Raw genomic sequence first — 14,137 nt, 5'->3', positions numbered from 1 at the left:
TGTCGGGCGGTCGCCGCTCAGTCACGCAGGATCTGAAGCGCGCGGTCCAGGTCGTCAGGGTAGTCGCTGACGAACCGGACCTCGTCCCCCGTTCGGGGGTGCAGAAAGCTCAACTCGCGGGCGTGCAGCCACTGTCGGGCCAGCCCAAGCCGGGCCGACAGGGTGGGATCGGCGCCGTAGGTGAGGTCGCCCACACAGGGGTGCCGCAGGGTTGAGAAGTGCACCCGGATCTGGTGGGTGCGGCCAGTCTCCAGGCGGACGTCGACCAGGCTGGCCGCCGGGAACGCCTCCAGCGTGTCGTAGTGGGTGATGCTCGGCTTGCCGCCGGAGACCACGGCCCAGCGGTAGTCGTGGGTGGGGTGCCGGTCGATCGGCGCGTCGACGGTGCCGCGCAGCGGGTCCAGGTGCCCCTGCACCACCGCGTGGTAGCCCTTGTCCACCTCGCGGTACTTGAAGGCCCGCTTCAACGCGGTGTACGCCTGCTCGCTCTTGGCCACCACCATGATCCCGGTGGTGCCCACGTCCAGCCGGTGCACGACGCCCTGCCGTTCGGCGGCGCCGCTGGTGGAGATGCGGTGCCCGATCGCGGCGAGGGCGCCGATCACCGTCGGGCCGGTCCAGCCCGGGCTCGGGTGCGCGGCCACGCCGACCGGTTTGTCCACCACCACGATGTCGTCGTCGGCGTACACGACCCGCAGGCCCGGCACCGCCTGCGGCACCACGATCGGCGGGGCGACCGGCGCGGGAAGCGTGACGTCCAGCCAGGAGCCGGCCTTGACCTTGTGCGAGTTGACCCGGGCGGTGCCGTCGACCAGCGCGTCCCCGGCATCGACCAGGGCCGCGGCGGCGGTACGGGAGAGCCCGAACAGCCGGGACACCGCCTGGTCCAGGCGCATCCCGTCGAGCCCGTCCGGCACGGGCAGTGAACGGTGGTCGCCGCCGGCGGCGAACGCGGAGGTCACGCCCGCTCCCGCTGGTCGGCGTCCTGGGTGGCGCTCGCGTCGGCGGGGTCGCCGTCGCGGCCGACCCGTCGGCCGTCACGCTGGCGGCCGGTCAACTCCAGCAGCACGGCCAGCAGCACACCGCAGACCAGCGAGCTGTCGGCAAGGTTGAACACCGGCCAGACCTGGCCGTACGGGTCGAAGAGGCTGACCATGTCGACCACGTGCCCGTGGAACGGGGAGGGCGCCCGGAAGATCCGGTCGACGAGGTTGCCCAGCGCGCCGCCGAGCACCAGCCCGAGGGAGATCGCCCAGGGCAGCGACCGCAGCCGCAGCGCCATCCAGACGATCCAACCGACCACCCCGATGGTGATCAGCGGGAAGACCCAGGTGTGGTCCGCGCCGATGCTCCACGCCGCACCGCTGTTGCGGGTCAGACTGAAATAGACCACCCCGCCGAGCAGCCGGACCGGCTCCCGGTCGGTCAGCGTGGCCAGCGCGAGGTGCTTGGTGACCAGGTCGGCCAGCAGGGCCACCAGGGCGACCCCGGCGAGGATCGCGACGGCCCTCGGCCGGGGTTTGTCGCCGCCCGGGTCGGTACGGCCGGGTTCGGCGGACGGTACTGCGGTCATGCGCTCCCCATCGACAGTCTCGGCGGTGATCGCTCACCGTCTCATCGCCGCCGGGGAGCGGACCTCAGCGCCGCTCCTCCAGCTGCTTGCACGTCACACACAGGGTGGCCGACGGGAAAGCGGCGAGGCGCTCGACCGGAATCGGGTTGCCGCACCGCTCGCACCAGCCGTAACCACCCTCGTCGAGGCGCTCCAGGGCGCGCTCAACCTGCGTGATCCTTTCCAGGATGCTGTTGGCGAGAGAGATCTCCTGCTCCCGCTCGAGCGTCTTGGTGCCGGTGTCGGCCTGGTCGTCCCCGGCCAAGTCGGTCAGCCGATCGCGCTGCAGCTCGGTGATCTCACTCAGCGTCTGATCGTACTCGGCGCGAAGCTCGTCCCGCCGCGCCGCCAACGCCGCCCGGATCTTCTCGGTCTCCGCCGCGCTGCGGGTGGCCTTGGCCACCGGCTTGCGGCCGGCGGTCCTGGTGTCGGCTGGCTTCGCCATGGGTCGCTCCCTCGGCCGCGGAACCGCGTGGACCGCGGCACCTGGTCAGGGGGCGCCGACCAGGGCGTCCCCTATGTACGAAAAGGGGCGCGCGGCGACGATGGCCGCGCACTCCGGAGGTTGGCAAGAATACGGAACGTACAGGCGTCCGACAACGTGCCGCACCGTCGCACCGCTTAAGAGCCCCGAGCCCTGCCTAACTGGGGCAAAAGGAACGCTAGCAGATCAAAGGTCCGCCTCATCGCCGTACTCACCAAACCACCGGGCCAGCCGACCCCGCCTGCTGACGGCCCGCAACCGGCGCTCGGCGGCGTCGCGTACCCCGCCGGTGGCGACGATCAACAGGCTGTCGCCGGTCTTCAGCCGGGTGTCCGGACCGGGCACGAAACCCACCCCGTCCCGCAGCACCAGGGTGACCGAGGCACCCAGCGGCAGCCGCAACTCGTCGACGTGCACGCCGGCCAACCGCGAGCCCGTCGGCACCTCCAACTGGAGCAGATCGGCCCGCATCCGCTCCAGCGGGGCGGTCTCCACGTGGATCTCGGTGGCCTCGGCCGGCGCGGTGATCCGCAGCCGGCGGGAGAGCGGCCCGAGCGTCCCGGTCTGCACCAGCGTGAAGATCACCACCAGCACGAAGACCGCGTCGAAGAGGCGCTCCGCGCCGGGCACCCGCTCGGAGAGCGGAATGGTGGCCAGCACGATCGGCACCGCCCCGCGCAGCCCCGCCCAGGACAGGAACGCCTGCTCGCGCAGGCCGACCCGGAACGGCAGCGCCGACACGACCACCGACAGCGGCCGGGCCAGCAGCACCAGCGCCAGCCCGGCGACCACCGCCGGCAGCACCGCCGCGTCCAGCCGGCCCGGCGAGGCCAGCAGCCCGAGCAGCACGAACAGACCGATCTGGGCGAGCCAGGCCAGCCCATCGGCGAAGCCGAGGATCGCCTGCCGGTGCGGCAGCCGGGCGTTGCCCAGCAGCACCCCGGCTACGTAGACGGCGAGGAACCCCGAGGCGTGCAGCACCGCTCCCGCGGCGTACGCCAACACCGTGATCCCCACCGCGGCGATCGGATACAGCCCGGCCGAGGGCAGCGCCGCCCGGCGCAGCGCCCAGGTGCCGGCGACACCGGCGCAGACCCCCACCGCGGCCCCGACACCCAGCTCGTAGGTGACCAGGGCGGCCTCGTACCACCACGGGTGCGACAAGCCCCGGTGGGACAGCAGCACCACCAGCAGCACCACCGGGGCGTCGTTCATGCCCGACTCGGCCTCCAGCGTCGCCACCAGCCGGGGCGGCAGGCGCAGCCGGCGCAGGGTCGCGAAGACGGCGGCCGCGTCGGTGGAGGAGAGCACCGCGCCGTAGAGCAGCGCCAGCCGCCAGTCCAGCCCGAGCAGCAGGTGCAGGGCGACGCCGACCAGCACGATGCTGACCACCACACCCACCGTGGACAGTGCTGCGGACAGCCCGAGGACCGGCCGCAACGTGCTCCACCGGGCGGTCAGGCCACCCTCCGCGATGATCACGATCAGCGCGCAGAAGCCGAGGGTCCGGGTCAGCTCGACGTCGTCGAAGCGGATGCCCAGCCCGGCCTCGCCGATCGCCACGCCCAGCGCCAGGTAGACCAGGAGGCTGGGCACCCCGAGCCGGGTGGAGAGCCGGACCGCGCCGACCGCCACGAGCAGCACCCCCGCGCCGAGCAGCAGCGCGATATCCAGCCCGGGCGTCACGGTTGCCTGGCCCGGACGTTCCTCACCCCACGGATCCGTCGCGCAGCCGGCGCAGCACCCCGGACAGCTCCGGGCCGGGACGGTCGACGAGGAACAGCTTGTCCCGGCTGGCCGCGCCGGTACGCAGTGACACCGAAGCCGGCCGGACGCCCAACGCGCCGGCCAACGCCCGGCGGGCGGCCTCGGTGGCCCGACCGTCCACGGCCGGGGCGTGCACCGCGATCACCAGGGCCGGGCCGTGCGGGCCGTCGAACCGGCCCCCGACCCGGTCCCGGGAGGAGCCGGGCTTCACCCGCACCGCCACGGTGAGCGTGTCCTGCGCGGGCACCGGTGCCGCTTCAGATCGGTCGGGCGTCGGCGAGCAGGGCGGTGGCCGGCGCACACTGCGCGCACGGGGTGAAGCCGAGCTCGACGGCCTCGGCGACCGGGAGCGTCTCCGACGCCCGGCCGACGAGGTGCGGGCAACTGGCGAGGTGGTAGCGGGGGCGACCGTCCACCACCTGGACGGGGTCGGGCAGCCGGGCCACCCGGGCCGCCTCGGCGGGGGTGACCGGCTGCGCGGCCGGCTCCTCGTCCCTCATGCCATCGGCCGTTGGCGCATCGACGCCGGACGCCTCGTCGGCCGGCGCCGGGAAGGGCGACGCCTGACTGGCGGACGAGGCGTTGGAAGCGTGGTCGGCGGTCGCGAACGGTGGCCCCTGGTCGGCCGGCGGCTCGGGTGGTTGCCGCCACCCGGTGCCGCCGGTACCGACCGTCGTGGGCATGTGCTGGATTGGCACTTCCGGCTCGACCAGCGGCGGCCCGTACGCGACTCCCGGCCCGGCCTGGTTGGCCGTGCGGGGTGCTCCGGGGCTCCGCCGGCCGGTCCGGCCGGGCTCCGCCATGACGCGGTTGGCGGCTGCCTGGCGGGCGCCCACCACCAACGCCACGGCGGCCAGCAGACTGGCCGCGATGGAGATGATCAACATAATGCTGGAACCACCGGCCAGGCCGAGCACCAGTAGCACCACCGCGACGAGGATGAGCAGGAGACTCGCGACTATCACGGCTCACCCCCGCCGCGTCGTACCGTCCAGGCGGGGCCGGCGACCGTCACCATCTGCGGACAGCGATCGCCGGCCGGTGCTCAGCGTCCGGCTTCGAGGGCGCCGGAGCGCCCGCCGCCGTACGAACCGGCGAGACCCGCGGCGGCCAGCCCGTTGCCGCCGGCGACCCGGCCTGCCTCGGAGCGGGTCATCTCGGCTTCGAGGCCCTGGCCGCGACCGTCGAGGTCACGCAGCTGGCTCTCCAGGTACGCCTTGAGCCGGGTGCGGTACTCGCGCTCGAACTGCTTGAGCTCCTCGATGTGCTTCTGCAGCGCCGTGCGCTTGGCGTCCAGGCCGCCCATGGCCTCCTGGTGCCGCTGGCGGGCGTCCCGCTCCAGGGCGTCGGCCTTCGCGCGAGCCTCGCGGGTCACCTCCTCGGCCTTGCCGCGGGCCTCGGACAGGAGCTGGTCGGCCTCGCGACGCGCGTCGGACACGTGGTCGTCGGCGGTGCGCTGGGCCATCATCAGCACCCGCAGGGCCTGCTGCTCACCGTCACCGGTGACCGCACCCGGGCCGCCGGTCGCGCGGACCTGCTCCAGCTCGGACTGCATGGCGCGGGCGGCCTGCTCGGCCGCTGCCTTGTCGCGCTGCACCCGGTCCAGCTGTGCCTTGACGTCGTTGAGCTCCGCCGCGAGTCGGGCGTCGCCGCCGGGGCCGGCGGGGGCACCGCCACGGCCGCCGCGCTCCACCTGGGCGCGCAGCTCGTTGTTCTCCTCGATGAGACGGGCGAGCTCGCGCTCAACCTCGTCCAGGAAAGCGTCGACCTCCTCCTCGTCATACCCCCGCTTGCCGATCGGCGGCTTTTTGAAGGCGACGTTGTGTACGTCGGCCGGGGTCAGCGGCATCGAAACTCCTCGGGTCAGTTGCGGCCGCGAAAGCGCGTCGGTCATCAGGCAGATGCCCTGATCGACGGCCCTAACACGAACTCCATCAGCACGAACAGGATAACCAGGAGCACAAGGGAGGCCAGGTCAATGCTCACGGTACCAATTCGCAGCGGAGGGATCACACGCCTCAACGCGTTGAGAGGGGGATCAGTGACGCTCCACACGGATTCCAGTCCCGCCGATGCTCTGCGCCCCGGCTGCCACCGGCGGCCGTACTGCAGGACGGCGCTCAGCACAAACCGGGACAGAAGAAGGAGCAGGAAGACATAAAGGATCAGGTACAACACTTGCAGCAAGATCGACAACACGGTCAGCGACGTCCCTCGGGTCGGGCGATCAACTCAGACTGAAAAAGCCGCCCTCAGCGATCTTGGCCTTGTCCTCCGCGGTGACCTGGACATTGGCCGGTGAGAGCAGGAACACCCGATTGGTCACGCGCTCGATCGTACCGCGCAGCCCGAACGCCAGCCCGGCGGCGAAGTCAACCAGACGGCGGGCATCGGCCTCATCCATCTCGGTGAGGTTGATGATCACCGGAACCCCGTCGCGGAAGTGCTCACCGATGGTGCGCGCCTCCCGGTACGTGGTCGGGTGCAGCGTGGTGATCTGGTAACGCTGCTCCTCCTCGGGCGCCCGCTCCCGTGCCGTGACCTGCGGCGCGAGGGCAAGGTTGTCCCGGGTGTGGTACGTCAGCGCGCCGGAGGTCTCGCCAGCCGAGGACCTGGTGATCGACCGGACGCTGGACCGCTCGACCCGCTCCGGACGCTCGCCGTCGCCCCGGTCGGAGTCACCGACCCGCCCGTTCGAACGCTCGGAGAGCCGACTCCGCTCGCCGGCCCGCGGCCGGGGAGCCGGCGGCTCCTCGGTGTCCTCGTCGTCCTCGTCGGCGAACTCCTCGGCGTACCGGCTCTGCCGGTAACGCGAGTCGCGGTAGCCACCCTTGTCGTAGCCACCGTCGTCGTAGGCCCGCTCATCGTCCTCTTCGACCAGACCGAGCCAGACCCCCGCCTTGCGCAGTGCACCCATCCCGCGCCCTTCCGTCCGCCGTGCGGCACGCGCCCCCGTGCCATGTCGCCCGTCGCGAGTGGACAAACATGCCCATCGGACCGGAACGGCAATCCCCCTGGCGCGCGATTCGCGTCGCGCGCCACGACCCCCGACTGGGAGACGCCGTTCCTGAAACAACACTGATGTAATTTGCTTCTCTCGCGGTCAGGCTACCGCAGCGTGGGGCGCATTCCGAGCAACGCGCTACCGACGCGGACATGTGTCGCGCCGTATTGGATCGCGATTTCCAGGTCGCCGCTCATTCCGGCGGACAACGCGACCGCTCCCGGATGGACCAAGCGAAACGCCTCGGCCACCTCGGCCAGCCGGGCGAAGGCCCGCTCCGGCGCCCAACCCAGTGGCGCCACCGCCATCAGGCCGGCCAACCGCATCGTCGGCGAGTCGACGACCGCCTCGGCCACCGGCTCCAACCCGACGCCCGGGTCGGCCGAGCCCGGCAACGCGCCGCCCCGGGCCGGGTCGCCGTCGATGCTCACCTGGATCAGGGCGGCCAGCGGTCGCTCCCGCCCGGCCGCCGCGGTGGCCAGCGCCCGGGCCAGCCGGACACTGTCGACGGAGTGCACCACGTCGGCGTACCGGACCACCGAGCGGGCCTTGTTGCGCTGCAACTGGCCGATGAAGTGCCAGCGCGGGCTCACCCCGGCCGCGGCGACCTCGGCGGCCTTGCCGGCCGCCTCCTGGTCGCGGTTCTCTCCCACGTCGGTCACCCCGAGCCCGGCCAGCGCCAGCACGTCGCTGGCCGGGTAGGTCTTGGTGACCGCGATCATCGTGACGTCGGCACGATCCCGGCCGGCGCTGGCGCAGGCGTCGGCGATGCGGGCCCGGACCTGGGCCAGGCCGGCCGCGAGTTCGGCGCGCCGGTCCGGTCGTACCGTGGCTGAGCTGTCGGTCATCGGCGGTGCTCAGGACCCGTTCTTGAGGAAGTCGGGCACGTCCACGTCGTCGAAGAGCACCCGGCGCGGCGACTGGGTCGGCGCCGGCATGGTGGCCGGTGCCGGGACCGGGGCGCTCTGCGCCGCCGGCTGGTTGGTGTTGGTCTTGCGGGCCGGCTCGGCCGCCTTGTACGCCGGCGCTCCCCCGTCGAAGCCCGCCGCGATGACCGTCACCCGCACCTCGTCACCGAGCGCGTCGTCGATCACGGCGCCGAAGATGATGTTGGCGTCCGGGTGGGCCGCGTCGGTGACCAGCTGGGCCGCGTCGTTGATCTCGAACAGGCCCAGGTCGGAGCCGCCGGCGATGGAGAGCAGCACGCCGCGGGCGCCGTCCATGCTCTGCTCGAGCAGCGGGCTGGAGATGGCCGCCTCGGCCGCCTCGACCGCGCGGTTCTCGCCGCGGGCGCTGCCGATGCCCATCAACGCGCTGCCGGCACCGCTCATCACGCTCTTGACGTCGGCGAAGTCCAGGTTGATCAGACCCGGGGTGGTGATCAGGTCGGTGATGCCCTGCACACCGGAAAGCAGCACCTGGTCGGCGGTGCGGAACGCGTCCATCATGCTGATGCCGCGGTCGCCCAGCGCCAGCAGGCGGTCGTTGGGGATGACGATCAGGGTGTCGCACTGGTTGCGGAGTTCGTCTATTCCGGACTCGGCCTGCACCTGACGGCGCTTACCCTCGAAGGAGAACGGCCGGGTCACCACACCGATGGTCAGCGCGCCGAGCTTGCGGGCGATGTTCGCCACCACGGGCGCGCCACCGGTGCCGGTGCCGCCGCCCTCACCGCAGGTCACGAAGACCATGTCGGCGCCCTTGAGCACCTCCTCGATCTCGTCCCGGTGGTCCTCGGCGGCGTTCTTGCCGACGTCCGGGTTGGCGCCGGCGCCCAGCCCCCGGGTCAGCTCCCGGCCGACGTCCAGCTTGACGTCCGCGTCACTCATCAGCAGCGCCTGGGCATCCGTGTTGATCGCGATGAACTCGACGCCCTTGAGCCCAACCTCGATCATCCGGTTGACGGCGTTGACGCCGCCGCCCCCGATGCCGACGACCTTGATGACCGCCAGGTAGTTGTGCGGAGGTGTCATCTCCGGTCCTTTCCTTCGAGATTGGCTTCGGCCGACCGGGTACGGCGTGGCCAGACCAGCGGCCGACGACAGCTGTCACCAGCGAGGATCAGAGCTGAACCATCACCCTCTACTAGAGGCTTACAGTTATGTCAACCACTGATCCTCTTCGGGGCAACGTAAGCGCCGCCGCGCGATGAGCCAAGGACCCGACCGGCGTGTCGCCGCCCGGAGCGCAACGAGTCACCTTTCCGCACCTCGCGGCAAGCCCCTCGGTCAGCGGAAGGTCACCACATCCGGTGCGCTCACGTCGATCCGGTCGGTGTCCTCGCCGAGCAGCGCGGTGGCCACCCGGGCCTTGTCCGTGCTCCGGGTCGCGTCGCCCCACACCACCGTCCGGTCACCGCGCAACCGCAGGCTGATTCGAGCCAACCCCTCCACGGTCACGTCCACCAGCTCGCCACGCAGCTGCGGGGTCAGCGCGACGAGCACCTCGAGCGCGGCCCGGGTGCCCGGATCGTCGGCGGCCGGTCGAGCCACCTTCACCAACGGCAGCTCGGCGGGGCGTCGGGCGACCGTCCGGAACGCCACCCCGGCCCCGTCGACCAGGGCGAACGCCTCCCCCTGCGGCACCGCCGCCACCGGAGTCCGCTCGGTCACCCGGACCACCAGCGCGCCCGGCCAGTCCCGCGACACCGTGGCCCGCTCCACCGGCGCCAACGCACCGACCCGCCGGGCGGCGGCGGCCAGGTCCACCCGGGCCAGCGGCACCCCGTCCGGCACCCCGACCGCATCGCGCACCTGCACCGGGGTGACCAGGCCGGCACCCTCCACCTTCACCTCGCGGACCCCGAACAGCCCGGTGCCGAGCACCGTCCAGGCGACCAGCCCGGCCAGCGCGAGCACCCCGGCGGCCACCGCCCACGGCAGCGCCGCGCGCATCCGGCGCTGGCGGGCCCGGGCCATGAACCGGCGGGTCGACGGTGGGACCGCGTCACGGCCGGCCCGGACCAGCTGCCAGCGCCGGACCGGACCGCGTCGCGCAGCGCCGCCGTCGGCGGCGCTTGTCCGCCCTCGGGCCGGGCCGGGGCTCATCCGGCCGTGGGCGCCGCGCCGTCCGGTGCGGCGGTGCCACCGAGGGCCGCTCCGTCGCCACCGGCGGTCGCCCCGCCGGGCACCGGACCACCGACCGCGGGGGCGGGGGCGGGGGCCACCGGGTCGACGGTCGCGGTCGGCGCGGAGCCGGCGCGCGCGAGCAGGCCGGCCAGCAGCTCGTCACCCATCAGCGAAATCGGCGGGGCGCCCATGGTCACCACCACGTCGCCCTCGCGGGCCCGGCGGATCACCTCGACCGGCGCCTCCTCCCAGGAGTCGACGAAGACCTTCCGGTCGGCGGGCAGCGCCACCGCCTCGATCAGCGCCGCCGAGCCCTCACCGGGCTGGCGCAGCTCGCCCGGCCCGAAGACCTCCAGCAGCACCACCTCGTCGGCGATGGCCAGCGCCTCGGCGATCTCCGCCTGGGAGTCGCGGGTGCGGTACAGCCGGTACGGCTGGAAGACCACGATCAGCCGCCCCTCCCCGGCCACCTCACGCAGCGTCTGCAACGCCAGCGTCATCGAGGTCGGGTGGTAGGCGTACTCGTCGTAGACCAGCACGCCGTCCGCGACACCCTTGCGCTCGAAGCGCCGCCGCACGCCGGGGAAGACCGCCAGCGCCGCCTCCGCCGCCGGCAGCGGCAGATCCAGCAGGTACGCGGCCAGCACCGCGGAGGCGCTGTTCAGCCCCATGTGCCGCCCCGGCACCGGCAACCGGAACTCGCCCAGCGACCGGCCGTCGATCGCGGCCAGGTAGCGCACCCCGCGCGCGGACGAGACGATCTCGGTCAGTCGCAGGTCGGCGTCGGCCGCCTCGCCGTACGTGTGCACCCGCCGCCCCTCGGCGCGCAGGGTCTCCGCCAGCCGCCGCCCGCCCGGGTCGTCGGCGCAGGTGATGATGAACCCGTCCGGGTCGGTGAGCCGGGCGAACTCGACGAACGCCGCCTCCAGCGTCGCGTAGTCGCCGTAGGTGTTCAGGTGGTCCGCCTCGACGTTGGTGATGATCGAGACGTACGGGCGGTAGATGAGGAACGAGCGGTCGCTCTCGTCGGCCTCGACCACGAAGTGCTCACCGGTGCCGTGGTGGGCGCCCGAGCCGACCTCGGAGATCTCCCCGCCGATCACGAACGACGGGTCCACCCCGGCCTGCTGGAGCACCATGGTCACCATCGAGGTGGTGGTGGTCTTGCCGTGGGTGCCGGCCACCGCGATCGCGCGGCGGCCCGTCATGGCCGCCGCGAGGGCCTCCGAGCGGTGCAGCACCCGCAGACCGCGACGGCGGGCCTCGACCAGCTCCAGGTGGTCCTGCGAGATGGCCGAGGAGTAGACGACGGTGTCCACGCCATCGAGGTTGGTCGCCTCGTGGCTGAGGTAGATGGTGCCGCCGAGCGCCCGCAGCCCCGCCAGCGAGGGCCACTCACGCAGGTCGCTGCCGGACACCCGGATGCCCCGGGTGAGCAGCAGCCGGGCCACGCCGAGCATGCCCACCCCACCCACTCCGATCAGGTGAACCGCGCCCAGGTCCTCGGCGGTCAGCGTGCCGGCCGGGGTGAACTGCGCGGTCATCGGGCCACCGCCTGGATGACGAACGAACGCAGCGCCTCGTCACCGTCGCGCCGCCCGTAGGCGGCCGCCGCGGCGCCCATCGCGTACAGCCGCTGCGGGTCACGGATCAGCGGGATGACGGTGCGCTCCAGCCAGGCCGGGGTCAGCTCCGTGTCGTCGACCAGCAGCCCACCGCCGGCCTCCACCACGGGCAGCGCGTTGCGCTTCTGCTCCTGGTTGCTGTGCGGGTACGGCACGTAGATCGTGGGCAACCCGATCGCGGCCACCTCGGCGCAGGTCATCGCCCCGCCCCGGCCCAGCATCAGGTCGGCGGCGGCGTAGCCCAGCTCCATCTCCGACAGGTACGGCAGCGTCACGTACGGCACCGGCAGGTCGGTGGGGATCGGCACCGGCTCGTTGCGGGCGCCCATCACGTGCAGCACCTGCACGCCGTTGCGGGCCAGTTCCTTGGCCGCCCCGGAGACCGCCAGGTTGATCGAGCGGGCGCCCGACGAACCGCCGGCGACGAAGAGCACCGGCAGGTCGGGGCGGAGCCCGAAGTGCGCGCGGGCGGCGTTGCGCAGCGCGTACCGGTCCAGTGTGGCGATGTTGCGGCGCAGTGGCACGCCGACCACGGTGGCGTCGCGCAGCGCCTCGGCCTGGACCGGTTGGTGCGGGAACCCGACCGCGACGTTCTTGGTGAACTTCATGCCCAGCCGGTTGGCCACACCCGCCGGCACGTTCACCTCGTGGATCACCATGGGCAGCTCCCGGCGCCAGGCGGCGAGGTAGGCCGGCACCGAGACGTACCCGCCGAAGCCGACCACCACGTCGGCGCGCACCTCGTCGATCACCTTGCCCGCGGCGCGCGCCGCGGTCCACATCCGGCCCGGGGTGCGGACCAGGTTCATGTTGACCGACCGGGGCAGCTGGTACGCCGGGATCTGCCGCAGGTCGTAGCCGTGCGGCGGGATCAGCTCGTTCTCCATGCCGCGTGGTGTGCCGAGGCAGGTGATCCGGACGCCCGGGTCGTGTCGGCGCAGGCAGTCGGCGAAGGCGAGCAGCGGGTAGACGTGCCCCCCGGTGCCACCTCCCGCGAGCACCACCGAACGCAGCGGACCCATCAGCGTCTCCTCTCGCTCGCCGTACCCCCGCGGCGCCGGTCCTGCCGGACCCCGCGCGGTGCGGCCTGGTCGTCCTGTCGCCGTTCGCGGGACCGGGGCACGGACCCTCGGCCAGCCGACGGCGTCGCCGGCCGGCGACGCCGACCGGGAAGCGGCGGCAACGGGGCCCAGAGTAGTCGGACCCACCGGGCCGGCGGACGGGCATGCAGTGCTCTGGCCGCATCGGGTTCGGCGCGCGCGAAGGACGCCAGCATGCCGATCGCCGCCAACGTCACGACCAGGGCACTTCCGCCGTCGGAGATGAACGGCAGCGGCAGGCCGGTGATCGGCAGCAGCCCGACCACCCCACCGATATTGATCACGGCCTGGCTCACCAGCCAGGTGGTCACCGCGGCGGCGGCGAGCCGGCGGAACGGGTCGTCGACCCGCCGGGCGATCCGCAGCCCGGTGTACGCGAGCACCGCGAACAGGCTGAGCACCACCACGCAGCCGATCACGCCCAACTCCTCGGCGATGATCGCGAAGATGAAGTCGTTGTGCGCCTCGGGCAGCCAGTCCCACTTGAGGCTGCTCTTGCCCAGCCCGACGCCGAACCAGCCGCCGTGCTCGATGGCCAGTCGACCCTGGTAGAACTGGAGGCAGCCGTCGAGCTTGCACTTCTCCGGGTCCGGCGGGTTGAAGAACATGGCCAGCCGGGCGAAGCGGTAGTTCTCCTCGCCCTGCTCGCCGGAGCCGGCGCCCAGCGATGCCACCGCGATGAGCAGGCCGACGCCGAGCAGACCGACCACCGTCAGCACGCCGAAGACCCGCATCCGGACGCCGGCGGCCCAGAGCAGACCCACCACCAGGGCCAGCAGACAGAGCATGGTGCCCGTGTCGTTGTAACCGACCAGGACGAAGAGCAGGCCGACCACCGGGAAGAGCGGGGTGGCCAGCTCGCGCCACCAACCCAGCGCGGCACCCTTGCGGGCGACCAGGTACGCACCCCAGAGCACCATCGCGAACTTGGCCAGCTCGGACGGCTGGAGCTGGATCCCGCCGACGAACAGCCAGTTCAGTCGCGCCTCGACCGGCCCGAACCCGGCCGACCGCTGACCGGTGAGCCGGGCGTAGGCGACCAGCAGGTTCAGCACCAGCAGCAGTGCGACCGAGGTGATCAGCAATGGCCGACCCAGGGATCGGTAGGTGCTGGCGGGCAACCGTTGGCAGGCCCAGAACACCCCGATGCCGATCACCGCGAAGATGGCCTGCTTGGTCACCGAGGCCGAGGCGTTGCCGTCCTCGGCGTAGTCCTTCACGCTGGTCGCCGAGAAGACCATGGTCAGCCCGATCAGCAGCAGCAGGCCGGCGCTGGACAGCAGCAGGTAGTAGGAGGCCAGCGGCCGGTCCAGCAGGCCTCGCAGCGCCGCGAGCCCATCGGCCGCGTCCAGCCCGCGCAGCGGCGCGGCAGCGACCGGGTCCGGCGCGCGCGGCCCCCCGCCCGGCTCGGCGCCGCGCTTGTCGTCCGGGCCGCGCTTGTCGTCCGGGCCACGTGGCGCCGCGGTACGCGACGCAC

At 72.7% G+C, this 14,137-nt stretch carries 15 protein-coding genes; all 15 read right to left on the bottom strand.

Annotation, left to right across the window (positions count from 1 at the left end; all coding sequences use genetic code 11):
- Positions 1 to 17: 17 nt before the first annotated feature.
- Positions 18 to 962 (bottom strand): RluA family pseudouridine synthase, encoded by a 945-nt coding sequence (locus tag ACFYPS_RS10465; RefSeq protein ID WP_387323885.1) that lies wholly within the window; start codon positions 960 to 962, stop codon positions 18 to 20.
- Complete coding sequence (gene lspA / locus ACFYPS_RS10460) at positions 959 to 1,573, bottom strand: signal peptidase II (protein ID WP_354964989.1); 615 nt, start codon at positions 1,571 to 1,573, stop codon at positions 959 to 961. The genes ACFYPS_RS10465 and lspA overlap by 4 nt, the downstream gene beginning before the upstream one ends.
- A gap of 64 nt (positions 1,574 to 1,637) precedes the next feature.
- On the bottom strand, positions 1,638 to 2,057 hold the full coding sequence (locus tag ACFYPS_RS10455; RefSeq protein ID WP_354964990.1) for a TraR/DksA C4-type zinc finger protein: 420 nt from the start codon (positions 2,055 to 2,057) through the stop codon (positions 1,638 to 1,640).
- Positions 2,058 to 2,282: 225 nt separating this feature from the next.
- The gene (locus ACFYPS_RS10450) at positions 2,283 to 3,782 is read right to left on the bottom strand and encodes a potassium/proton antiporter (protein WP_354964991.1); all 1,500 of its coding nucleotides are present in this window, start codon (positions 3,780 to 3,782) and stop codon (positions 2,283 to 2,285) included.
- A gap of 22 nt (positions 3,783 to 3,804) precedes the next feature.
- Positions 3,805 to 4,110 carry a DUF167 domain-containing protein gene (locus tag ACFYPS_RS10445; protein WP_354964992.1) on the bottom strand — a complete coding sequence of 102 codons (306 nt, stop codon included), beginning with the start codon at positions 4,108 to 4,110 and terminating at the stop codon, positions 3,805 to 3,807.
- Positions 4,111 to 4,120: 10 nt separating this feature from the next.
- The gene (locus ACFYPS_RS10440; RefSeq protein WP_354964993.1) at positions 4,121 to 4,828 is read right to left on the bottom strand and encodes a hypothetical protein; all 708 of its coding nucleotides are present in this window, start codon (positions 4,826 to 4,828) and stop codon (positions 4,121 to 4,123) included.
- An 80-nt stretch (positions 4,829 to 4,908) separates the two neighbouring features.
- A complete protein-coding gene (locus ACFYPS_RS10435) occupies positions 4,909 to 5,712 on the bottom strand; it encodes a DivIVA domain-containing protein (protein WP_210911619.1) in 804 nt (267 codons plus the stop codon).
- Between the two features lie 44 nt (positions 5,713 to 5,756).
- A complete protein-coding gene (locus tag ACFYPS_RS10430) occupies positions 5,757 to 6,062 on the bottom strand; it encodes a YggT family protein (protein ID WP_354964994.1) in 306 nt (101 codons plus the stop codon).
- Positions 6,063 to 6,090: 28 nt separating this feature from the next.
- Positions 6,091 to 6,780, bottom strand: coding sequence for a cell division protein SepF (locus tag ACFYPS_RS10425; protein ID WP_354964995.1), 690 nt, complete (start codon positions 6,778 to 6,780; stop codon positions 6,091 to 6,093).
- 191 nt (positions 6,781 to 6,971) lie between these two features.
- Entirely contained in the window at positions 6,972 to 7,715 is a 744-nt protein-coding gene (locus ACFYPS_RS10420) for a YggS family pyridoxal phosphate-dependent enzyme (protein ID WP_354964996.1), read from the bottom strand.
- 9 nt (positions 7,716 to 7,724) lie between these two features.
- On the bottom strand, positions 7,725 to 8,840 hold the full coding sequence (ftsZ, locus tag ACFYPS_RS10415; RefSeq protein WP_089019751.1) for a cell division protein FtsZ: 1,116 nt from the start codon (positions 8,838 to 8,840) through the stop codon (positions 7,725 to 7,727).
- A gap of 255 nt (positions 8,841 to 9,095) precedes the next feature.
- Entirely contained in the window at positions 9,096 to 9,914 is an 819-nt protein-coding gene (locus tag ACFYPS_RS10410) for an FtsQ-type POTRA domain-containing protein (RefSeq protein WP_354964997.1), read from the bottom strand.
- On the bottom strand, positions 9,911 to 11,479 hold the full coding sequence (murC, locus tag ACFYPS_RS10405; protein ID WP_354964998.1) for a UDP-N-acetylmuramate--L-alanine ligase: 1,569 nt from the start codon (positions 11,477 to 11,479) through the stop codon (positions 9,911 to 9,913). Before murC ends, ACFYPS_RS10410 begins: the two co-directional genes overlap by 4 nt.
- Positions 11,476 to 12,582, bottom strand: a complete 1,107-nt coding sequence (gene murG, locus ACFYPS_RS10400; RefSeq protein ID WP_354964999.1) for an undecaprenyldiphospho-muramoylpentapeptide beta-N-acetylglucosaminyltransferase — start codon at positions 12,580 to 12,582, stop codon at positions 11,476 to 11,478. Before murG ends, murC begins: the two co-directional genes overlap by 4 nt.
- Complete coding sequence (locus ACFYPS_RS10395; RefSeq protein ID WP_387323993.1) at positions 12,582 to 14,012, bottom strand: FtsW/RodA/SpoVE family cell cycle protein; 1,431 nt, start codon at positions 14,010 to 14,012, stop codon at positions 12,582 to 12,584. Before ACFYPS_RS10395 ends, murG begins: the two co-directional genes overlap by 1 nt.
- Positions 14,013 to 14,137 lie beyond the last annotated feature (125 nt).

Source organism: Micromonospora sp. NPDC005087 (assembly GCF_042872965.1).
Lineage (GTDB): Bacteria > Actinomycetota > Actinomycetes > Mycobacteriales > Micromonosporaceae > Micromonospora.
Note: the sequence above shows the minus strand (reverse complement) of the source record. Positions and strands in the feature narration are given on the sequence as shown.